Source organism: Martelella alba, from assembly GCF_005217455.1.
Classification (GTDB): Bacteria; Pseudomonadota; Gammaproteobacteria; order Enterobacterales; family Enterobacteriaceae; genus Acerihabitans.
In genome coordinates this window covers 44,526-66,649 of sequence record NZ_SZPQ01000020.1, presented here as the reverse complement: position 1 = coordinate 66,649, position 22,124 = coordinate 44,526, and the positions used below count along the sequence as shown (strand labels likewise).

At 58.5% G+C, this 22,124-nt stretch carries 20 protein-coding genes; 16 read left to right on the top strand and 4 right to left on the bottom strand.

The window, feature by feature from the left end:
* Positions 1-164: 164 nt before the first annotated feature.
* On the bottom strand, positions 165-350 hold the full coding sequence (locus FCN80_RS14575; RefSeq protein ID WP_136990900.1) for a hypothetical protein: 186 nt from the start codon (positions 348-350) through the stop codon (positions 165-167).
* Positions 351-910: 560 nt separating this feature from the next.
* Between FCN80_RS14575 and FCN80_RS14570 the strand changes: the two genes are divergently transcribed.
* The 13 genes from FCN80_RS14570 to FCN80_RS14510 all read left to right on the top strand — a co-directional run bounded on the left by FCN80_RS14570 (position 911) and on the right by FCN80_RS14510 (position 14,572).
* A complete protein-coding gene (locus tag FCN80_RS14570) occupies positions 911-1,966 on the top strand; it encodes a LacI family DNA-binding transcriptional regulator (protein ID WP_136990899.1) in 1,056 nt (351 codons plus the stop codon).
* A 183-nt stretch (positions 1,967-2,149) separates the two neighbouring features.
* Entirely contained in the window at positions 2,150-2,554 is a 405-nt protein-coding gene (locus FCN80_RS14565; RefSeq protein ID WP_170975398.1) for a helix-turn-helix domain-containing protein, read from the top strand.
* Between the two features lie 507 nt (positions 2,555-3,061).
* Positions 3,062-3,775 carry an ABC transporter ATP-binding protein gene (locus FCN80_RS14560; protein WP_136990895.1) on the top strand — a complete coding sequence of 238 codons (714 nt, stop codon included), beginning with the start codon at positions 3,062-3,064 and terminating at the stop codon, positions 3,773-3,775.
* Position 3,776: 1 nt separating this feature from the next.
* Positions 3,777-4,766 carry an ABC transporter substrate-binding protein gene (locus FCN80_RS14555; RefSeq protein WP_136990894.1) on the top strand — a complete coding sequence of 330 codons (990 nt, stop codon included), beginning with the start codon at positions 3,777-3,779 and terminating at the stop codon, positions 4,764-4,766.
* A 24-nt stretch (positions 4,767-4,790) separates the two neighbouring features.
* Positions 4,791-6,443 (top strand): ABC transporter permease, encoded by a 1,653-nt coding sequence (locus FCN80_RS14550; protein ID WP_136990892.1) that lies wholly within the window; start codon positions 4,791-4,793, stop codon positions 6,441-6,443.
* Positions 6,444-6,905: 462 nt separating this feature from the next.
* Positions 6,906-8,174 (top strand): urea ABC transporter substrate-binding protein, encoded by a 1,269-nt coding sequence (urtA, locus tag FCN80_RS14545; RefSeq protein ID WP_136990890.1) that lies wholly within the window; start codon positions 6,906-6,908, stop codon positions 8,172-8,174.
* Positions 8,175-8,255: 81 nt separating this feature from the next.
* Positions 8,256-9,836, top strand: coding sequence for an urea ABC transporter permease subunit UrtB (urtB, locus tag FCN80_RS14540; protein ID WP_136990889.1), 1,581 nt, complete (start codon positions 8,256-8,258; stop codon positions 9,834-9,836).
* The gene (urtC, locus tag FCN80_RS14535) at positions 9,836-10,909 is read left to right on the top strand and encodes an urea ABC transporter permease subunit UrtC (RefSeq protein WP_136990888.1); all 1,074 of its coding nucleotides are present in this window, start codon (positions 9,836-9,838) and stop codon (positions 10,907-10,909) included. Before urtB ends, urtC begins: the two co-directional genes overlap by 1 nt.
* Positions 10,909-11,715 carry an urea ABC transporter ATP-binding protein UrtD gene (gene urtD, locus FCN80_RS14530; RefSeq protein ID WP_136990886.1) on the top strand — a complete coding sequence of 269 codons (807 nt, stop codon included), beginning with the start codon at positions 10,909-10,911 and terminating at the stop codon, positions 11,713-11,715. The genes urtC and urtD overlap by 1 nt, the downstream gene beginning before the upstream one ends.
* Before the next feature lie 13 nt (positions 11,716-11,728).
* A complete protein-coding gene (gene urtE, locus FCN80_RS14525) occupies positions 11,729-12,427 on the top strand; it encodes an urea ABC transporter ATP-binding subunit UrtE (protein WP_136990885.1) in 699 nt (232 codons plus the stop codon).
* 69 nt (positions 12,428-12,496) lie between these two features.
* Positions 12,497-12,907, top strand: coding sequence for a nickel-responsive transcriptional regulator NikR (nikR, locus tag FCN80_RS14520; protein ID WP_136990883.1), 411 nt, complete (start codon positions 12,497-12,499; stop codon positions 12,905-12,907).
* Between the two features lie 124 nt (positions 12,908-13,031).
* Positions 13,032-13,910, top strand: coding sequence for an excinuclease Cho (cho, locus tag FCN80_RS14515; RefSeq protein WP_136990882.1), 879 nt, complete (start codon positions 13,032-13,034; stop codon positions 13,908-13,910).
* Between the two features lie 98 nt (positions 13,911-14,008).
* Positions 14,009-14,572 (top strand): hypothetical protein, encoded by a 564-nt coding sequence (locus FCN80_RS14510; protein ID WP_136990881.1) that lies wholly within the window; start codon positions 14,009-14,011, stop codon positions 14,570-14,572.
* A gap of 407 nt (positions 14,573-14,979) precedes the next feature.
* Here the strand turns inward: FCN80_RS14510 and FCN80_RS14505 are convergent, their stop codons facing one another.
* Positions 14,980-15,450: an Lrp/AsnC family transcriptional regulator gene (locus tag FCN80_RS14505; RefSeq protein WP_136990880.1), complete on the bottom strand. Its 471-nt coding sequence runs from the start codon at positions 15,448-15,450 to the stop codon at positions 14,980-14,982.
* A 138-nt stretch (positions 15,451-15,588) separates the two neighbouring features.
* Between FCN80_RS14505 and yedA the strand changes: the two genes are divergently transcribed.
* Complete coding sequence (gene yedA / locus FCN80_RS14500) at positions 15,589-16,620, top strand: drug/metabolite exporter YedA (RefSeq protein ID WP_136990879.1); 1,032 nt, start codon at positions 15,589-15,591, stop codon at positions 16,618-16,620.
* Positions 16,621-16,639: 19 nt separating this feature from the next.
* Here the strand turns inward: yedA and FCN80_RS14495 are convergent, their stop codons facing one another.
* Complete coding sequence (locus FCN80_RS14495; protein ID WP_136990877.1) at positions 16,640-18,202, bottom strand: methyl-accepting chemotaxis protein; 1,563 nt, start codon at positions 18,200-18,202, stop codon at positions 16,640-16,642.
* Between the two features lie 489 nt (positions 18,203-18,691).
* On the opposite strand from FCN80_RS14495, the gene FCN80_RS14490 reads away from it, so the two are divergent.
* Entirely contained in the window at positions 18,692-19,021 is a 330-nt protein-coding gene (locus FCN80_RS14490) for a DMT family transporter (protein ID WP_136990876.1), read from the top strand.
* Positions 19,022-19,126: 105 nt separating this feature from the next.
* Complete coding sequence (gene speG / locus FCN80_RS14485; RefSeq protein WP_136990875.1) at positions 19,127-19,666, top strand: spermidine N1-acetyltransferase; 540 nt, start codon at positions 19,127-19,129, stop codon at positions 19,664-19,666.
* A 42-nt stretch (positions 19,667-19,708) separates the two neighbouring features.
* Here speG and glgX read toward each other — a convergent pair whose 3' ends face one another.
* Positions 19,709-22,003: a glycogen debranching protein GlgX gene (gene glgX, locus FCN80_RS14480; RefSeq protein ID WP_136990874.1), complete on the bottom strand. Its 2,295-nt coding sequence runs from the start codon at positions 22,001-22,003 to the stop codon at positions 19,709-19,711.
* Between the last annotated feature and the right edge of the window lie 121 nt (positions 22,004-22,124).

Below are 22,124 nucleotides of genomic sequence, written 5' to 3'. Positions count from 1 at the left end.
ATCTTCGTGACGTCGCGACGGCGAATGAGAACCCATGCTTCGGCAACAGAAAGGCACGGCCTGGGGTGGTTGGCGCGCCATTCGCGCCATGCCATTAAAAACGGCGATAACGCATAACATTATCGCCGTTGCATCCCCGAAATACCAGGGACTGGCCCGCAGGTTCAGACCCGCGGACGATCATACTCCATGTCGCTGACCCGCTGCCAAACATCGGCGGGCATGTATATCGGCATATTTTCGCAACCCATGGCGCAAAACAGCGCATCCGCTTCCGAGCTGGAAAACACATTATCGACCGGCTCCTCCGGTAGGGTAACAAAGAGACGCTTTAACTGCTCAAGGATCATCGCGATACTCCTGGCCTAGATAACAAGGCCCGTTGGTCGGGTGAATACAGAAGCGTAACGTCCGATATTAAGGGGTTATGCCTTAAACCGCCCGTTTACCGGTGGCGCTTGTCGGCCCGCGGGGGTTGAAGGATTTTGCATACCTGCTCTTTATTGAGTATATAAACGCAAATCGATTTACAGGGAAAGCTTTTTTTGGCCTTCCGCCGGCACCTCGCGTTTTTGCAGCCGTTTATCGCGACGATTTGCGCCCTTACAGTGCCACCGTCAATGCCTGGCTCAACTTAAGCGCATTGAAAAAAGGAACAAAACCCGATTGGCGGTGTTCGACCTCTGACCTGCCATAGGAAATTTTTATAGACTCCGCCTTCTTCAGGTGGCATGGCGGCCAACCCCCAGGCGACGGGAAGGATGACAAGGATACGCTGAGGTCATCGAGCCGCCCCATCGCCCGCAGCGTTATCCATCCCGCCGCAATGCCGACATCGGTCCCGTCCCGACGGGTTGCCCGGACAACGCGGCCGTTGTAGCATGAGGTAATATTGCCGATGAGCGACAACATGACCAAACCCCCAAACCGCCGCAACGTCACCGCCCGTTCAACCCAAGGCATTACCGTATTCGACGTCGCCCGCCTGGCCGGAGTGGCGCCCATCACCGTATCCAGAGCGCTTAACCAGCCCGCCAAAGTCAAAGAAGCCACGCTGCAAAAAGTGATGCGGGTTATCCAGGAGACCGGCTATGTCCGCAACCAGATCGCCGGGTCGCTGGCCTCCAACCGGACCCGGCTGGTGGCGGTTATCGTGCCGGTCCTGACCAATCCTATTTTCTCCGATACCTATCAGGCCATCGCCACCCGACTGGCCGGAGCCAAATATCAAGTGTTGCTCGGCATTTCCGGCTACCATGCCGCTCAGGAGCAAGAATTGATCGAAGTGGTTCTCAGCCGGCGTCCCGACGGCATCATCCTGACCGGCACCGTGCATACCGAACTGAGTCGCAAGCGGTTGCAGGCCGCCGATATCCCCCTGGTGGAAACCTGGGACATGAGCGCGCGCCCCATCGATATGCTGATCGGTTTTTCTCATGAGGATATCGGCCGGCGGGAGGCTCAACACCTGTTGGGCAAAGGGTATCGTCATTTCGCCGTGATCGAGGTGGATGATCCGCGCGGTATGCGGCGCAGCGAAAGTTTTATCGGGGAATTGCGCCGCCATGGCGTCGCGCTCGAGGATCGTCTTACCTTCCCCGGTCTGCCGACGCTGGAACAGGGTCGTATGGGGCTGGTCCGTTTACTGGGCCGCCCAAAGCCGCTGATGATCGTTTGTACCTCAGATACCCTGGCGCATGGAGTGCTGACCGAAGCGGCCAGCCGGGGATTGGCGGTTCCCGAACAGATCGCGGTGATGGGGTTTGGCGATATGAATTTTGCCGCCCATACCTTTCCGGCATTGTCCACAGTGAAAATAGATGGCCGGGATATCGGTCATCGGGCGGCGACGGCCCTGCTTGAACGACTGAAAAGCCGTTTAGCGGCGCCGGTGGTGACCGATGTGGGCTTCACGTTGATTGACAGGGAAAGCACGGCCAACATTGGTGGTCATCAGGCGGAATAATTCAGCCATACCCTCAGGGGTTCACGGCGCGTCGCGGAGGCGACGTGAAGTATGATGGGTATTATTAAAAATTAAATAACTCGCTTTAATAATCATATTTCGTCCGCAATGGAGGGCAAAAGAGTATTTATGTTTCACTACACAGAATGTGGATTACCGGCCATCTGGCTCGTCAATGGTTTTATGAAACGTAAAATATATCAGGGCGGCCCGGTCTATATCAAAAATCTTACCGGCCTGCATCGGCTCATCGCCAAAACGTTGATCAACTGCCGCAGCGCCCTGACCGGTAAGGAAATGATTTTCCTACGCCGCGAGCTGCGTCTTTTGCAACAAGAGCTGGCCGAGAGGCTGGGCGTGGATCCGGTGTTTATCCACCGTTGGGAGAATAGCCCGCGTCCCCTGCCGCGCCATGCGGATATTGCCCTTCGGGCGCTCTATGCCGGCGCACTGCTGGAAAGAAGCGAAAAAGAGCTGTTCGTCCACCTGATCTCGGAATCGGCGCCGTTGCTGGTTAAAGAACGGTTGTACTTCATTTTCAGCCAACGGCACTGGCAACGCTATCAACCGGCGCCAAGCCGGGCCTAGCCAGGCAGCCTCCCCGAGGGCGGCTTACGGCCGGACTCTCGGCGCGGCAATAAAATCGTCATATTGCCCCCCTATACTCGAACGCGTTCAACTTGCCCCGCAGCGGCAAGTACGGGCATTCCGGATGGTATGGACGCGCAAAAGCCGTGTCGCATCGCGGCGAGATACATAGCCCCCGACGACTGGGGCGGACAAGCATCTCCGACAACAAGACGGCGTTAAGGATGACGGGGATCGCGCTAAGCGGTTCCGGAGACTGTACGCAGCCGGCGGAGGGGTAGCTTGAAGCATGACGATTGCCGTTTAATGCCAATTAAGTCCCATAAGAGGATAACATTATGTTCGCCCGCCTGTCCTTTACGCAGCGGCGCGCTTTCGGTCAACGGTCATTGCCGGTCGACGCGCCCTGCGTTTCATTTTTGTTAACCGTAGCACTTCCTTCGGCAACAGCGCCGACGTTCTCCTTTCATCCTGACCACGCGTCCTGTGACGACACGGGGGAACCTCATGTCGCTTGCGCCTGACGAACGCGGCGCGGCGGCCATCGCCGTCAGCGGGTTGTGTCATGATTTTGCCGGAAGGCGGGTATTGGACGATATCCATTTGCATGTACCGGCCGGGACTACTCTGGCATTGCTGGGACCCTCGGGTTGCGGCAAAAGCACGTTGCTTAAACTGTTGGCCGGCTTGTTACAGCCTGCCGATGGCCGGATCTGTTTCGGATCCCGGCTGATTGCCGACAAGCGGATTTGCCTGCCGCCGGAGCGCCGGGATATCGGCATGGTTTTCCAGGATTATGCGTTATGGCCGCATATGAGCGTGGCGCAAAATGTCGAGTTTCCGTTGCGAATGCGCCGCACGGCCGGTGACGAACGCCATCGGCGGGTGGAAACGGCTTTGCGCCGGGTCGGCCTGGACGGATACGGACGGCGCCGGCCCGCTGAACTGTCGGGCGGTCAGCAACAGCGCGTGGCGCTGGCGCGCGCCATTGTGGCCGAGCCGCGCATACTGCTGTTTGATGAGCCGTTATCCAATCTTGATCGGGATTTGCGTGAAACCTTGTGCCGGGAAATGGCCAACCTGCTCAGCCAGCTCCATACCACCGCCGTCTATGTCACCCACGATCACGGCGAAGCCAACCGTTTGGCCCGGCGCATCGCGCACATGGCGCAAGGGCGTATCGTCGATATCACCACCGTAGAGACACCTTTAGGGAGTTAGCATGCGATCACTGATTACCCGTCCGTTCCGTTGTCTGTTGACAGGAGCCATTGCCACCATGCTGTTAAGTAGTTGTTTGCTAGCCGGCCAAGCGCAGGCACTGACGCTTTATACCGCCGGACCCGGTTCGCTGGCCAGGAAACTGGCGGCGGGCTACCAACAAAAAACCGGCGAACATATCGATGTCTTCCAGGCCACCACCGGCAAAGTCATGGCGCGGCTGGAAGCGGAGCAAGCCAATCCGCGGGCCGATGTGCTGATTTCCGCCTCTTGGGACAGCGCGGAGGCGTTGCGGCGACGGGGCTGGCTTTTGCCCTATCAAAGCCCAAACGCGGCCAACGTGCCTGCACGGTTCAAGACCCCTTACTATGTGGCGCAGGGCATCTCCGCCCTGGGCATTGTCTGGAACAGCGCCAGCGGCGCGCCCCAGCCCCACGATTGGCGGGATCTGGCGCAGCCGGTCTATAAGGATAAAGTCACCATGCCCGACCCGGCCCTGTCCGGCGCTTCGCTGGATTTGGTCATGGGGTTGCAAAATGCCCTCGGCGAACGGGCCTGGACGCTGTTCGATAAACTCAAAGCCAACGGCATGATTATCGCCGGTCCCAATGCACAGGCGCTGACGCCGGTTTTACAGGGAGCCAGGGCGGCGGTATTCGGCGCGGTGGATTATGTGGCCTTCAATAGCCAGCATAACGGCGAATCCGTCAAAGTGATTTTCCCTTCCAGCGGCACGGTTATCGCGCCGCGGCCGATGATGATTCTCAAATCCAGCCAGCATCCCGATCAAGCGAAAGCGTTTGTGGATTACGTCCTTTCGCCGGCGGGCCAGAAAATGGTCGCCGACGCCTGGCTGATGCCGTCGCGTCGCGATATCGGCGCCAAACGGCCATTGTTTGGCGATCTGACCCTGCTGCCCATGCCCGCGGCTGAAAACGCCGATCGCAAATCGGTCCTGACGCGGTTCGCCACGCTATTCGACCGGCATTGAGCCGGTCCGTCATCCGGGAAGAGCATGAGGAAATTCGCCCTGCCGCTACTGACCGTGGCGGCATTAACCCTTTTGGTGGCCCTGCCGGTGCTGTTTGTCATATTCCAGGCCGTCTTCCCGCACCTGGACGCCGGCGTGCTGACCGGGGCCTTCAGCGCCGTCCCGGCGCTGGTCGATGATCCGCGATTGCCCGCATTGCTAAAAGGCACGCTGACCACCGGCCTGGGCGTGGCCGCCGTCAGCGCGATGATCGGCGTGCCGCTGGGGGCCTTGCGCGGCCTGTTCCGTCTGCCGCTGGCCCGCTGTTGGGACGCCCTATTGCTGGCGCCTTTTCTGATCCCGCCCTATATCGCCGGTCTGTCCTGGATAATGACGCTGCAACGGCGCGGCTATCTCGAACAACTGACCGGCTGGCGGCTGGATCATCTGCTGTTTAGCCAGGCCGGCATTATCCTGGTCATGTCGCTGAACATTTTCCCGGTCGTGTACTTCGCGGTATCCCGCAGTATGGCCGCCGCCGGCGGACGGCTGGCGGAAGTGGCCCAAGTGCATGGGGCAGGCCCCTGGCGCGCCTTTTTACTCATCACCCTGCCCCTGGCGCTGCCCGCCATCGCCGCGGGCGTGTTGCTGGCCTTCACGCTGGCCATTGAAGAGTATGGCATACCGGCGGCGCTGGGCACGCAAACCGGCGTAGCGGTACTGACCGTCGGTATCGAACAACGTCTGGCGGACTGGCCCATTGATTTAACCTCCGCCGCCTTGCTGTCGCTGATACTGGCCGCCATCGCCCTGACGGCCTATGTGGCGCAACGGATGGCGGCCGGCGGCCGCGATGTGGCGGTAACCGGCGGCAAACCGGCCGGTATCGCCGCCCGTTCGCTGGGCCGGTGGCGCTGGTGGGTCGTGGGTCTTTTCAGCATGATGGTTTTGCTGTCGGTGGCGGCGCCCATCGGCGCCATGCTGACGACGGCCTTCACCAATACCGTCTCCGGCGGGCTGCATTGGCAAAACCTCGGCACCCGCCATTTTACCGTGCTGTTCTCCCAGCGGGGCGAAGCGCTTGATGCGCTGGGCGTTAGCGTGGGGTTGGCGCTGGCCACGGCGCTGCTTACCGGCACGCTGGGTTTTTTGGCCGCCTGGCTGACCACCGGCGGGAAAGTTCCCGGGGCCATCATTATTGACATGTTGTCGCTGTTGCCCGCGGCGCTGCCGGGCGTGGTGGTGGCCGTTGGCCTGATACTGGCCTGGAACCGTCCGGGATGGCCGATAACGCCTTACAATAGCGGCTGGATCCTGCTGTTTGCCTACGGTTGCCTGTTGATGCCCTATCCGGTGCGCTACGTCAGCGCGGCGTTGCGCCAGCTTGGCGCTAATCTGGCGCCGGCGGCGCGGGTGCATGGCGCCACCGAAGGGCGGGCGCTGGGTTATATCGTGTTACCCTTGGTTTATCCGGCGCTGTTGGCGGCGATGATGATGGTGTTCGCCATCGCCTCCCGGGAACTGGTGGCTTCGCTCCTGTTGGCGCCGGCCGGCGTCGAGACGGTTTCCGTGTTTGTCTGGCGTCAGTTTGAGCAGGGCTCGGTGGGCGACGGCATGGCGATGGCCAGTGTCGCCGTGCTGATAAGCCTGGTTATTATGTTGGCGGCGGTCGCCCTGCTGCACCGCCGCCAACGCTGAAAGCCGGATGGCCGGCCCCCCGCCGGGAAAAGGGGAGCCGACAACGCGCCCTGCCGGCGGCGCTTTCCTCAAGCGGTCCCCGCGACAATCCTGCCTGATTGCGAAGCGACCCGCCTAAACCGGGTCGTTCTTCTTGTGACGCCAGGGTTGCGGCGCTGGTGCGCTAAGACGCGGCCACGCCGGATTTATCAACCAAATCAAGCGGCCGCCCCAACATACCGCATTCACGCCCATCCCTGGTGCAATACCGTTGGCTGTGACGCGTGGCCGGCGACCCTGGGCGGGATACGCGGCTGGCACAGCCTTTGCTTGGTTCTCTTCAGTCCTACAACCGTGACGGCGATGCCAATAAACCGGCGCGTTTTACTCAACGCCCCGCCGGATAAGTTCGCCTTTAGTATGCTGTCGGCCCGGTTCAATAAAGGGGTCGTTTCTCATTACCTTTGCTGCAGGAGTGATACTATGCAACGACGTAGTTTGCTGAAAGCCTTTGCCCTCTCGGCCACCGTTATCAGCATGGGCATCAGTTGGGGCGCCCTGGCCGCCGACACCATCAAGGTCGGCATCATGCATTCCCTGTCCGGCACCATGGCGATATCCGAAACGCCGCTTAAGGACGTCGCCTTAATGACCATTGATGAAATCAATGCCAAGGGCGGCGTCCTGGGTAAAAAAATCGAACCGGTGGTGGTCGACCCTGCCTCGAACTGGCCGCTGTTCGCCGAAAAAGCCCGTCAGTTACTGACTCAGGATAAAGTGGCGGTGGTGTTCGGCTGCTGGACATCGGTGTCGCGTAAATCGGTCTTGCCGGTCTTTGAAGAACTGAACGGCCTGTTGTTCTATCCGGTGCAATATGAAGGCGAGGAAATGTCGCCGAATGTATTTTATACCGGCGCGGCCCCCAATCAGCAAGCCATCCCCGCGGTGGAGTACATGATGAGCGAAGACGGCGGCGGCGCGAAACGCTTCTTCCTGCTGGGTACCGACTACGTCTATCCCCGTACCACCAACAAAATTTTACGGGCCTTCCTGCACAGCAAGGGGGTACAGGATAAAGATATCGAAGAGGTTTACACGCCGTTCGGCTATAGCGATTATCAAACCATCGTCGCCAATATCAAAAAATTCGCCGCCGGCGGCAAAACCGCGGTAATTTCCACCATCAACGGCGATTCCAATGTGCCGTTCTACAAAGAACTGGCCAACCAGGGCATTAAAGCCACCGATGTGCCGGTTATCGCCTTCTCAGTTGGCGAGGAAGAACTGCGCGGCATTGATACCAAACCGTTGGTGGGCAACCTGGCGGCCTGGAATTATTTCGAGTCGGTGGACAACCCGACCAACAAGAAATTCGTCGCCGACTACAAAGCCTATGCCAAGGCTCACAATCTGCCCAACGCCGATACCGTGGTAACCAACGATCCGATGGAGGCGACTTATGTGGGCATCCATATGTGGGCGCAAGCGGTAGAGAAAGCCAAATCCACTGATGTCGACAAGGTCCGGGCGGCGATGGCCGGACAAACGTTCGCCGCGCCATCCGGTTTTACCCTGACCATGGATAAGACCAACCATCATCTACATAAGCCGGTCATGATCGGCGAAATCGAGTCCGACGGCCAGTTCAACGTGGTCTGGCAAACGGACAAGCCTATTCGCGCCCAGCCCTGGAGTCCGTACATACCCGGCAACGACAAAAAACCGGATCATCCGGTCAAGACCGCTATGTAATGGCCGGATGCGGTCATCTATCGGATGCCGGGCGCCGGCCCGGCGTGTTCGCGCGTTTTGCGGCAAGAACGGGGACTCACCATGAATGGATGTCAATTTGTGTTGCGCTGGTTATGTCTGGGGCTGGGGTTGTGCCTGCCACTGTGGGTATTGGCCGGCCCCGCCGCCGATTTCGTTGCCGCCAGCCACGGCGACCAGGCCAAAATGCTGCAAAGCTGGTCCGCCGCGCCGGACGCCGCGCGCCTGCCCTTGCTACAGGCGCTGCGCCGGGAAGCGGTGGTGGTCGACCAGGCGGGCCGACCGTTCGTCCAGCATGCGGGCACGCTAAGCCCTCTGGAGGGCGACGCCAAACCGCAAGGCGACGTCAAGAAGCTGTGGATGAACAACCGCCTACGCAATCTTATCGCCACGGCGCTGTCGGCCCATCAGTTGGTCAGCAATGATCCCCGCGTTCGGTTGCGGGCCGCCGTTACCCTGCAACGGGAGGCGCAACCCGATCAATTGCCCCTGCTGACCGCGCGCCTGGCGCAGGAACAGGACCCGGCGGTACACAGCGCCCTGCAATCGGCGCTGGCCAATCTGCAATTAACCGATCCCGACCCGTCCGTGCGGCTACAGGCGGTGCGTATCCTCGGTGGTTCCGGCGATCCGGATACCCAGGCCCGCTTACAGCGGCTTACCGACAATAAAGTGGAAACCGATAGCCGGGTTCGCGCCGCCGCGGCTGAGAGCCTGCGGCAAATCCGCCATCGGCTGATGATAGGCGATCTGCTCGGGCAGGCCTTCAGCGGCCTGTCCCTTGGTTCGATCCTCTTGCTGGCGGCGCTGGGGCTGGCCATCACCTACGGCCTGCTCGGCGTCATTAATATGGCCCATGGCGAAATGTTGATGCTCGGCGCCTACTCCACCTATCTGGTGCAAACGCTGTTGGAGCGGGTCGCGCCGCAATGGCTGGCGTTTTACCCGCTGGCGGCGCTGCCGGTGGCCTTTTGCGTCTCGGCCGCGGTGGGTATGCTCCTGGAGCGTACCGTTATTCGGCATCTTTACGGCCGCCCGCTGGAAACGTTACTGGCCACTTGGGGCATCAGTCTGGCGCTGATCCAGGGCGTGCGTATGCTATTCGGCGCCCAGAATGTCGAGGTGGCCAATCCGGACTGGCTTTCCGGCGGCATACAATTACTGCCGAACCTGGTGCTGCCGTGGAATCGGATCGTGGTGCTCGGGTTCGTGCTGGCTATCCTGGCCCTGTGCTGGCTGCTGTTGAATAAAACCCGGCTGGGGATGAATATCCGCGCGGTGACGCAAAACCGGGCCATGGCCGCTTGTTGCGGCGTGCCCACCGGCCGGGTGGACATGCTGGCCTTCGGCCTGGGATCCGGTATCGCCGGCCTGGGCGGCGTGGCATTGTCCCAGCTTGGCAATGTCGGCCCGGAATTGGGCCAGGGATATATCATTGATTCGTTCCTGGTGGTGGTATTGGGCGGCGTCGGCCAGTTGGCCGGCACGGTGGCGGCCGCGTTCGGGCTTGGGATCGTCAATAAAATACTCGAACCGGAAATAGGCGCCGTGCTGGGCAAGATCCTCATCCTGGCGCTGATCGTGCTGTTTATCCAGAAACGCCCGCAAGGGCTGTTCGCCGTTAAAGGCAGAGTGATCGACTAATGAGCCAACCCTTAACCCTTTCCGGCCTGCAAAAAGCCCCGCGTTTGGCCTTTATGGCGATCCTGTTGCTTTTCGCCGGGCTGCTGGCGTTCCCGCTGCTGGCCCTGCTACCGGCCGAGCATCCCCTGGCCATTACCGCCTATACCCTGACGCTGACCGGCAAAATTCTCTGCTACGCCGTGGTGGCCATCGCGCTGGATCTGGTGTGGGGCTATGCCGGCTTACTGTCCCTGGGGCATGGGCTCTTTTTCGCCCTGGGCGGCTACGCCATGGGAATGTATTTAATGCGCCAGGCGGCCGGCGATGGCGTACCGCCGTTTATGTCGTTTTTATCCTGGAATCACTACCCCTGGTTCTGGGCCGGCACCGACCACTTCGCCTGGGCGCTTTGCCTGATTATCCTGGCGCCGGGCCTGTTGGCGCTGGTTTTCGGCTATTTTTCCTTTCGCTCGAAAATTCGCGGCGTCTATTTTTCCATTATGACCCAGGCCCTGACCTATGCCGCCATGCTATTGTTTTTCCGTAATGAAACCGGCTTCGGCGGCAATAACGGTTTTACCGGCTTTTCCACGCTGTTGGGTTTCTCCGTAACCGATATCCGCACCCGGGTCGGCCTGTTCCTGCTTACGGTGTTGTTGCTGGCCGCCAGTCTGGCGTTGGGTTTCGCCCTGGCGCGCAGCAAGTTCGGCAGGATCCTTACCGCCATTCGCGACGCGGAAAACCGCCTCGTGTTCTGCGGCTACGATCCGCAAGGCTTCAAGCTGTTCGTCTGGACCCTGTCGGCTGTCCTGTGCGGTCTGGCCGGCGCGCTCTACGTCCCCCAGGTGGGTATTATCAATCCCAGCGAAATGTCCCCCACCAATTCCATTGAAGCGGCCATTTGGGTGGCGCTGGGCGGCCGCGGCACCTTGATAGGCCCGCTGTTGGGCGCCGGGATTGTCAACGGCGCGAAAAGCTGGTTTACCGTGGCCATGCCGGAGTACTGGCAACTGTTCCTCGGGTTGATGTTTATCCTGGTCACACTGCTATTGCCGCAGGGCGTGGTGGGCCTGTTGCGTAAAAGGAGGCGCTGATGGCCGATGCCGCCAAACCGGCGGGCTTGCTGACGCAAACCTACCCGGCCGATAGCCGCCGGCGCCAACGCGACCCGGTATTGTCGCTGGAGAAGATCAACGTCAGCTTTGACGGCTTCCGCGCGCTGACCGATTTGTCGCTACACATCGGCGTCGGCGAGCTGCGCTGCGTCATCGGCCCCAACGGCGCCGGTAAAACCACCCTGATGGACGTCATCACCGGTAAAACCCGTCCGCAAAGCGGCCGGGCCATATTCGACCAGCAGACGGATCTCACCCGGCTGACGCCCACCCAAATCGCCCGGGCCGGCATCGGCCGGAAGTTCCAGAAACCGACGGTTTTCGAAGCGCTAACCGTGTTCGAGAACCTGGAACTGGCCTTGAAAACCACCAAGTCGGTTTGGTCGAGCCTGCGTGTTAAACTTGACGGCGAACAACGGGATCGCATCGACGACACGCTTGACACCCTCAGGCTTAACGCCGAGCGCCGCCGACTGGCCGGGCTATTGTCCCATGGCCAAAAACAGTTTCTGGAAATCGGCATGCTGCTGGTGCAAGACCCCCACCTGCTGTTATTGGACGAACCGGCGGCCGGCATGACCGATGCCGAAACGGCCTACACCGCGGAATTATTCCGTTCTCTGGCGGGTAAGCACTCGCTTATGGTCGTTGAACACGACATGGCGTTTGTGGAAACCATCGCCGATTACGTCACGGTCTTGCACCAGGGGCAAGTGTTGGCGGAAGGTTCGCTGCGGGAAGTCCAGGCCAACGAACAGGTCATTGATGTTTATCTGGGGCGTTAGCGATGGAGGTCCCATGTTGCAGGTAGAAGATCTCAATCAGTACTACGGCGGCAGTCATATTCTACGCGGTCTGACATTCGAGGCGCCCATCGGTCAGGTCACCTGCCTGCTGGGACGCAACGGCGTGGGTAAAACCACGCTATTAAAGTGTCTGATGGGATTGCTGCCGGTGAAAACCGGCCGTATCCGTTGGCAAAATCAATTGCTTAATTCGCGCAGGCCCCATCAGCGGGTACAGGCCGGTATCGCCTATGTTCCCCAGGGACGGGAGATTTTTCCGCGTATGACGGTGGAAGAAAATATTTTACTGGGGCGATCGCGCTTTTCCGGCGCCAAGGCCAGGCAATTGCCGGCCATGGTTTACGAGCTTTTCCCCATTCTGGCGCAAATGCGCCAGCGTCGCGGCGGCGATCTGTCCGGCGGGCAGCAGCAGCAATTGGCCATCGCCCGCGCCCTCGCCTGTCAGCCGCAATTGCTGATCCTGGACGAGCCCACCGAAGGGATTCAGCCTTCGGTCATCAAAGAAATCGGCCAGGTGATCAAAACCCTGGCGGCCAGAGGGGATATGGCCATTTTGCTGGTGGAGCAGTTTTACGATTTCGCGGCGGATTTGGCGGATAATTATCTGGTGATGTCCCGCGGCCAAATCGTACAGCGCGGCCGGGGCGCCGATATGGAAACCGATGGCGTGCGGGCCTTGGTCGCCATTTGAATGACGGCTGGGATTTTCCGCAGAATTGTTCCACACTGGCGCTATTCGTTTCGTTTTACAGGATTCCCCATGCAACGTCTGACTTTTTCCCTGGATGATCCGCTGGCGGCCGCCTTCGACCAACTGATGCGACAAAACGGCTATGCCAGCCGCTCCGAGGCCTTCCGCGATATGCTGCGCCGCGAGTTGGGCCGCCAGGCCGCCGCCGCTGAACCGGACACCCCGTTTATCGCCGTCCTCAGCTATGTCTACGATCATCATGAACGGCAATTGTCCAGCCGGTTGACTGAGTTACAGCATGATCATCATGAACTCACCGTTTCCACGATGCATGCCCACTTAAGTCACGCGGAATGCGTGGAAACCGTCATCCTGCGCGGTCCGCTCCGGCTGTTGGAGACGTTCGCCCAGTCCGTGATCGCCCAGACCGGCGTCCGCCATGGAAGCATTAATCTGATACCGCTGGAAAGCGCGCCTTGACCGTACAGTGACCTTCCTGACGGCACAAAAGGTCTTTTTTTAACCTATCGGCGTGATTTTACGCTGTTATGTTAAAAAGAACCTGATATGCTGTACAAAATAACAGGGTTAAGAGACCGGCCAATTGTCTATCCGTTTTTCCTCGGCCCGGCGGGAAGGCGATCCCGCCGAAGCCTACCACTATCCGGAACAGCTTCGTCCATTCATCGACGCGTTGCCGACCGGTCCAGGGGTCTATGTGTTCCACAGCGATAATGACGTCATGCCGCTGTATATCGGAAAGAGCGTCAATATCCGCAGTCGGGTCATGTCCCATTTACGTACCGTCGACGAGGCGCGCATGTTGCGTCAGGCCCGCCGCATCACCTGGTACCCCACTGCCGGGGAAATCGGCGCGCTGTTGCTGGAGGCGCGGATGATCAAACAGCTGCAGCCGCTGCACAATAAGCGATTACGGCGCAGCCGGCAGCTTTGCTCCATTCAGTTGTCCGGCGGGTTGCCGAACATACTTTTCTCAACGGAAATCGATTTCGCCCGCTCGCCTGATCTTTACGGACTGTTTCCCAGCCGCCGCGCGGCACAGCACGCCCTGATGGATATCGCCGACGAAGAGTCCCTGTGCTATGGGCTGCTTGGCCTGGAAAAGCTGACCCGCGGACGGTCGTGCTTCCGGTTTCACCTCGGACGCTGCGCCGGCGCCTGCTGCGGCAAGCAAAGCCCACAGGATCACTGGCTGCGCCTGACGGATGCGCTCCAACAAATGCGCATCGTCAGTTGGCCCTACGGCGGCGCCATTGGCCTGGTGGAGCAAAGCCCGCAACTTCGCCAGATTCATGTGGTGAACAATTGGTATTATCTCGGATCGGTCAGCCATCTCGCCGAAGCCGCCTCCCTGAGCAAAGTCGCGAAAAGTTTTGATCGCGACGGCTACCATATTCTTAACGGTCCGATACTCAGTGGACGCTATGACATTATCGAATTGGATGCCGGCACGCCGGCTTGACTCAATCAACATTCAACCAATGTTCCGCCGCTCTTCTCTCATCCGCGCAACACTGGCATGGTGTGCCCCTTATTCAAAACAAGAAAGGAGCACTCTTCGTGTTAGGACAAGGTATCACCGGCAGTCTGCCGAATCTGGACACGCTTACCGGCCGTATCGCGCACCAGGGCGATGATGAAATGCTGTTGCGCCTGCTGGCGGTCAGGCCGGTACAGGCATCGCTTTCGCTGGGAAGCCTTTCCCTGCGCAATCTGGCCCAGTGTGTCAGTGTCAGCGAGCCGGGCCGGCTGAAACGGGCGTTGGAAGTGTATGCCCTACTCAACAAGGGGCCACGGGAGGCGCCCCTTCCGCAGTTGACGGATTCGGGGCAAGACTGGCCGGCCACGGCGCGGGAAAAATGCCAGTTGTTCCTGGCCAGGCAGAAAAACCGGGAATTGGCGGAACTGCTCGGCGCATGCCAGATCCGCCGCGAGGAAGAGATGTACATCTTTGAGCATCCCGACTGGTACCTCAGTCCGGTGTCGCTGCCCCTGCACTCCGCCATGACGCCGGCGGAAAAGCGATTTTATAGCGATTTTCTGCATGGTTTGCATTATGGGGCAATTCGGGGATGTGGCGATCTGCGGGAGTTTCCCGGTATCGGACAAGAACATCAGCACTGACTGATAAGACAACGCCCTTACTACGACGGCGCGGCGTGACGAGAGGAAAAACGCCGGATGGCCCGTTAAACGGCAGTGGGCTCAGTTGGCGATCCGGCTTTTGCGGCGACGTTCACCACCCGGTCATGGCACGAAGCGCGATGACCGGCGGCGATAAGCAAGATTAAGACAGGGTCAATTTAGCCGCCAGGGTATGGATTTCGGCTTGTTTTTCCAGCAACGATTTAATGAAGTTGATGATTTTCATGGCAGGCTCCTTAAAGTTTTTGTGATCTTCATCACATAAATAGATTCTAATGAGTCTATTTCAGCCTGTCAATATTTTGTGATACACATCACACTTTTCTCGGATTTTGGCCAATCAGCGTCCATAATGACGGCCTTTGGCGTTGTTGCCGCGCAACAGGTTAGGGCAGGCCGGTTTCGCCCACCGACGACATCCGGCGCGCCGGCAGCGGCGCGGCGCGGTCGACCGGCGCCGAAAGAATCACCGACGTTTTGGTGGCGCCGTAGCGGCTGACCTGTTCAATGAAGGCTTCCAGTTCCGCCATATTCGTCACGGCCCCCTTCACCACCACGCAGGCTTCGCCGGTGACCCGGTAGCACTGCAAAATCTGCGGCATCCGGCTTATCGCCTGCAAGGTGCTCTGCCAGTGCTGATGGTTGATACGTAATTCCAGGAGAAAAGAAATACCCAACCCTAATTTCGCCAGATTCACCTGGGCATGGTAACCGGTAATCACTTTTTTCGCTTCAAGTTTGGCCACCCGTTCGGCGACCGCCGGCGGCGACAGATTGACCCGTCTGGCCAATTCGGCATAGGTAAGCCGGCCATTTTCCACCAGAGCGTGCAATATCATCTCATCGAATTTATCCATGCCGCGTCCCCCCGTTGATCCTAAAGCCGATAGGGCAATTTACCTGCGTTATAATGGCACAGCGCCCTAAATGCCGCTATTCCCCCAGCAAAAAGGGCGTAATTTATAAGTTCGTCATCATAAGATGAACTTATCACTATGCCGACTCAAAACCCGCATCGAATCAAACTCGTCCTGGCGCTATTTACGCTGTATGTCATCTGGGGTTCCACTTATTTTTTTATCCGCGTCGGGGTGGAAACCTGGCCGCCGCTAATGATGGCCGGCGTCAGATTCCTGACGGCCGGGATACTGTTGCTGACGTTCCTGCTGCTTAAAGGCGAATCCCTGCCGGCGCCGCGGCAAATCCTGAACGCCGGTATCATTGGCATTTTGTTGTTATCCGTAGGCAACGGACTGGTGACCCTGGCGGAGCAACAGCAGGTCCCTTCCGGCATCGCCGCGGTGATCGTGGCCGCGGTGCCGCTATTCGCGGTCAGTTTCGGCTGTTTGTTCGGCATGCGCGCCACCGTGCTGGAATGGCTGGGTATCGCTGTCGGGCTGGCCGGCATCGTCCTGCTGAATACCGGCGGGAATTTGACCGGTCATCCCTTTGGCGCGGTATTGCTGATCATCGCCTCCGCCAGTTGGGCATTCGGCTCGATCTGGGGTTCCCGTCTCGTTTTACCGAAAGGACCGATGGCCGGCGCGATGGAAATGCTGGTCGCGGGGGGCGTGTTGCTGATAACCAGTCGCCTGAGCGGCGAGCGTTTGACGCGGGCGCCGGATCTGGCCGGTATCCTGTCGTTGGGATATCTGGTTTTGTTCGGGTCGATGATCGCCATTAATGCCTATATGTTTTTACTGAAACACGCCCGCCCGGCGCTGGCCACCAGCTATGCCTACGTCAATCCGGTCGTGGCGGTATTGCTCGGCATGGCCTTTGCCGGCGAGCGCCTCGCGCCACGGGAGTGGCTGGCGTTGGGCATCATCATCCTGGCGGTAATCATCGTCATGGCGGGCAAATCCCTCACCGAGCGCCGCCGGCGCCCTCTCGGCCGCGGTTCGACCGACGACGCGACATCCGTTACCGGCAAGGTGGCATACAGGGACGCCGCCCTGCCGCCGGACACATGCCAGCCGCCGAGGACCGAAGACCTCCCCGCCGGTCATGGCCGGCCCTGCCGGTAGGCGGCGGCGCCGTAACCGCCTAGCGTGTTTGGAAAAAGCTCACCGCCCGCCGCAGTTCCTCACCTTGCTCGGTGAGCGCGCGCGCCGCCGCGGCGGCTTCTTCCACCAGCGCGGCGTTTTGTTGGGTGGCCGTGTCCATCTGGGCCACCGCCTGGCCTATTTCCTGAATCCCCAGATGCTGCTCGCCGCTGGCATCGGCAATCTCCTTAATAATGGCGCCCGTCTTACCCACCGAGTCCACCACTTCGGTTATGGCCTTACTGGCATGGTCGGCACGTTCAAAACCGGCATTGATCTTCACCACCGTGCCTTCTATCAGCGCCTTGATCTCTTTGGCCGCGTCCGCGCTCTTTTGCGCCAGCGTTCTGACTTCGCTGGCCACCACGGCGAAACCCTTGCCTTGGGTACCGGCCCGCGCCGCCTCCACCGCCGCGTTTAAGGCCAGCAGATTGGTCTGGAACGCGATGCCTTCGATAACCGCGATAATATTGACGATTTGTTTAGAGCTTTGCGAAATGTCGCGCATCTGCACCAGCATTTCCGCGACGATCTTTCCGCCCTGGGTGGCGGTCCGGGATGTGACGGCAGCCTGCTCGCTGGCCGTTTTGGCGTTATCGGCGTTCTGATGGACGGTTTGCGTCAGTTCCTGCATATTGGCCGACGTCTCAATAAGCGAGGACGCCTGCTCCTCGGTACGCTGCGATAAGTCGACATTGCCCTGGGCTATCTGCCCCGAAGCCGTCGAGATAGATTCGCTGCCGCGGATGATGATATCAATGGTATCGCGCAACTGCCGGCTCATCGCGCCGAGCACGGCCAGCAGACTGGTACTGTCCTTATCTTTGACCCGGATCTCGGTGGTCAGATCGCCCGCGGCGATTTTGCGCATGATATCGGCGGCATAAGACGGCTCACCGCCCAACTGACGCCACAAGTTACGGGAAATCAGCGTTGCCAGCAGGACGGAAAGCAGCAGCGCGAACACCACCAGCCCCACCATCGAGGTTTTGGCGATAAAATAGCCTTTGGCGGCCTGGTCGGCCGCCTGATTGCTGCCGCTTATCTCCCTATCCACCATGGTGGCCAAATCAAGCATCAGTTGGGTGCGGTATTTGGCCGCGGCGCCGGCGCTGACTTCCAGCGCCGTCGTCACGTCATTATCGCTCATTGCCTTGACCAGGTCGTCGTTAGCCTGACTGAACAGATCAAAGTTGGCCATGATCTGCTTAAACAGCGGCGTATCGCTCAAGGGGCTATGTAGCGCGACGTAATTGTCCTCGGCGCGGCGGAAATTGGCCACCGCCTGCATCAGTTCGACCCGGTGCCCGTCACGCGCTTTGTCGGTCACGGAACCGATAAACTGCAATTGCTGCAAGCGCAGCTCCGACAGATCGCCGCGCATTTCGAGGGTATAGCGCACGCCCGGTAGCCAATTGTTACGATAAGACTCGATATGGGCATGGGTGCCGCTCAGATGAAACATGGCGACGCCGCCCACGCAAAACATGAGAAATGTGATGATAGCGAAGCCGCTAAGCATCTGTACCATAAAAGGCAAATGCACGAATTTTTTCTTTTTCATAACCGATGACCAGTCTACAAGGTGTAGGGTTTTATCGGCATGGATCCAGGGAAAATGAGGGCGCCGTGGCATTTATTGTCATTCCGTGAACCGGCCGGTATTTTTTAAACTTGTTACAATTGCCATAAGGTTAATGATTGTCCGGGGCCGGACCGCGGGGAAACCGATATCACAACATGGCGCGATCGGATCGCGCCGCCACGTCGCCGGAATGGGAACCTGATATCCACCAGGGACACTGGGTGGCGGGCAAATGCTTTCCCGATAATTCCAAATCACGTCTTGGCCGGCGGCCCGCTGAATTCAGAGCAACGTGGTTATTTTCCGAAAATAATCGAATCGGCGCTTTTAATATCGGCTTATAGCGAAATCATTATTGGAATTAATCACTACCGATAATATTGAAATGGCCTTCAATTTTTTCCAATTTCCCATACCGACAATCCATGCTAGTATTATCCGCCCCTAAAGAAAGATAGATTACTGTTTATGACCTATGTATTTCTGCTTATCGCCATTATTTCCGAAGTCATCGCCACCACGTCGCTAAAGGCCTCGGCGGGCTTTACCCGGCTTTATCCTTCCGTCATGGTTATCGTCGGCTATCTCATTTCCTTTTTATTACTGTCACTGGTGCTGAAGTCCATGCCGGTGGGCATCGCCTATGCTTCCTGGGCGGGGCTGGGCATCGTCTTCGTCGCGATTGCGGGCTATCTGTTTTTTGATCAGCGATTGGATTTTTACGCTATACTGGGAATGGCGCTTATTATCGCCGGCGTATTAATTATTAACCTTATATCTAAATCATCCGCCCATTGACTCTGTGTATATACTTTAAATACGTCGAGTCGCATCGCGGCGGCAAGCGAACGCAGCCAACAAAAAGGCGACGAGAAGCTTGACAAGTCTATTAGGGTTTGAACCATGTATGTCGAAAATAAAATAGCCGATAGCTACAATATTCGATTACGCCCGCTGGAGCGCGAGGACCTGCGCTTCGTCCATCAGTTGGACAACAACGAAACCGTGATGCGCTACTGGTTTGAAGAGCCTTACGAGGCTTTCGTCGAGCTCTATGATCTGTACGAGAAGCATATCCATGACCAGAGCGAACGGCGGTTTATCATCGATATGAACGGCGTCGGTATCGGCCTGGTGGAATTAGTGGAAATCAACCACATCCACCGCCGCGCCGAGTTCCAGATACTTATCGACCCAGCCCATCAAGGACACGGCTATGCCAGTATCGCCGCCAGGCTGGCGATGGATTATGGCTTTATGGTGCTCAATCTCAACAAACTTTACCTGATAGTCGATCAGGAGAACGAAAAAGCCATCCATATTTACAGTAAACTGGGTTTCAAAATGGAAGGCGTTCTTATCAAAGAGTTTTTTGTCAACGGTAAATACCGCAACACCATCCGCATGTGCATCTTCCAGGAGGATTATCTGGCGCAGCGCTGAACCGGGGGAGGATTTTCCCTGAGAACGCCGCGCCTCGGCCGGTCATCCCCCCGCGCGGATAAGCTTGGTGTTTTCCAGCTCGAACAGCGCCACCGTGCGGGAAGGACAGGTGAACGCATCGCCGAAGGCGAAACTGTGTTCGTTGATATCGTCCGGCTGGTAAGTGTCAAACACATGCCGCCAGCCATAACCATGGGGGACCTCCGGCAAGGTGAACACCACATCCTCATGGGAGGCGCTAAACAGCAGCAATACCGTACTCAGCGAACCGACCCGCAACAGCCCGGTGGGTTGAGAACGGCCGTCCAACAACATGCCGATGCTTTTCAATCCGGCGTCGTTCCATGTCTCCTCGGTCATTTCCCGGCCAGTGGGCTGAAACCAGGTGACATCTTTGATATTGAGCTTTTCGTTAAGCTGGCCGCTCAGGAAACGGCCACGGTGCAGGATGGGAAACCGGTTGCGCAGGGTGATTAACCGGTAGGTGAATAAAATCAGCGATTCGCCTTTCTCGCCGATGCGCCAATCCACCCAGGAAATCTCGTTATCCTGGCAATAGCCATTATTGTTGCCCCCCTGGGTTCGGCCGAACTCATCACCGGCCAGCAGCATCGGCGTGCCCTGGGAAAACAACAGCGTGGCCAGCATATTGCGCATCTGGCGCAGTCTTAACGCATTGACGGCCGGATCCTTGCTGGGACCCTCTTCGCCGTAATTGGCGGAATGATTATCGCTATGGCCGTCGCGGTTATCCTCGCCATTGGCCTCGTTATGCTTATCCGCGAAAGAGACCAAATCGTTCAAGGTAAAACCGTCATGGGCGGTAATAAAGTTTACCGACGCATGGGGCTTGCGGCCGCGACGGTTGAAGATATCGGCCGAACCGGACAACCGGGTGGTGAACTCCGCCAATTGGCCTTCATCGCCGCGCCAGAACCTGCGCACCGAATCGCGAAACCTGTCGTTCCATTCGGACCAGCCGGGTGGAAATCCGCCCACCTGGTAGCCACCCGGTCCGCAATCCCATGGCTCGGCGATGAGTTTGCATTGGCTGAGTACCGGATCTTGCCGGCAGGTATCCAGGAAACCGCAGCCCTCATCGAAACCGTAGACTTCCCGCCCGAGAATGGTGGCCAAATCGAAACGAAAACCATCCACCTGCATCTCCGTTGCCCAGTAGCGCAGCGAATCGGTGACCATTTGCAATACCCGCGGATGACTGAGGTTGAGGGTATTGCCCGTGCCGGTATCGTTGATATAGTAGCGTTTTTCCTCCGGAAACAAGCGGTAGTAACTGGCATTGTCGATACCCTTGAGCGACAGTGTCGGACCGAGTTCATTGCCTTCGGCGGTATGGTTGTACACCACGTCCAGGATAACCTCTATGCCGGCGGCGTGCAGCGTGGCTATCATCTGTTTGAATTCGTAGACGGTGGATGTCGCCAAATATTGCGGATGCGGCGCGAAAAAGGCCAAGGTGTTGTAGCCCCAGAAATTGTGCAGACCCTTTTCCTGCAAATGGCGATCATCGGCAAAGGCATGGATGGGCATCAGTTCGATGGCGGTCACGCCAAGGGATTTGATGTATTCGGCGATTTGCGGCACGCTGAGGGCCGAAAAGGTGCCGCGCAAATGTTCGGGCACCGCCGGATGGCGCATGGTATAGCCGCGCACATGGGTCTCGTAGATTAACGTGCGTTCCCAGGGAATAAACGTCTTGCCGTTGGCCGGCCAGGAAAACGCCGGGTCGATAACCCGGCATTTGGGCATAAACGGCGCGCTGTCCCGCTTGTCAAGGCTGAGATCTTTATCGGGGGCGTCGAAATCATAGCTGAACAGCGCGTCGTCCCATTTCAGATCGCCCCAGATTTGTTTGGCGTAGGGATCGAGCAACAGTTTCGCCGGATTGAAGCGGTGCCCTTGCTCGGGATCATGAGGACCGTAAACACGATACCCGTAAAGCAGCCCCGGCCGTGCGTCCGGCAGATAGCCGTGCCAGACCTCATCGGTATATTCAGGCAGTTCTATCCGGTCGTATTCAACGCCTTCCTCGTCAAACAGGCACAGTTCCACTTTAGCGGCATGCGCGGAAAACAACGCGAAGTTCACGCCCAATCCGTCCCAAGTCGCCCCTAGCGGCACCGGTTTGCCTTCCCGGACCCGGGTTTTGCGATCGGCATCCAGCCGCTGGACGATATCATTGTCCGTATTAGGGTGGACAATCCGCACCCCCTTGCCATCCACCTTGACCTCAACCTTGCTATCGATGTTGCTCGCCATGGTCGCGGTGGCGATGGGAAAAACCGGTTCGTGCTTTTTTGACGTTCCCCTGGCCATTCCTTGTTCTCCTCTGCGCATGATGAAATTACGGGTCTGATAAACCCATTCGGTCGGGTTTCGCCCAACGCCGCGGTCTTGGGGCCGCTTGCCGACGAAAACCGGGGACTGCCGGACGCGT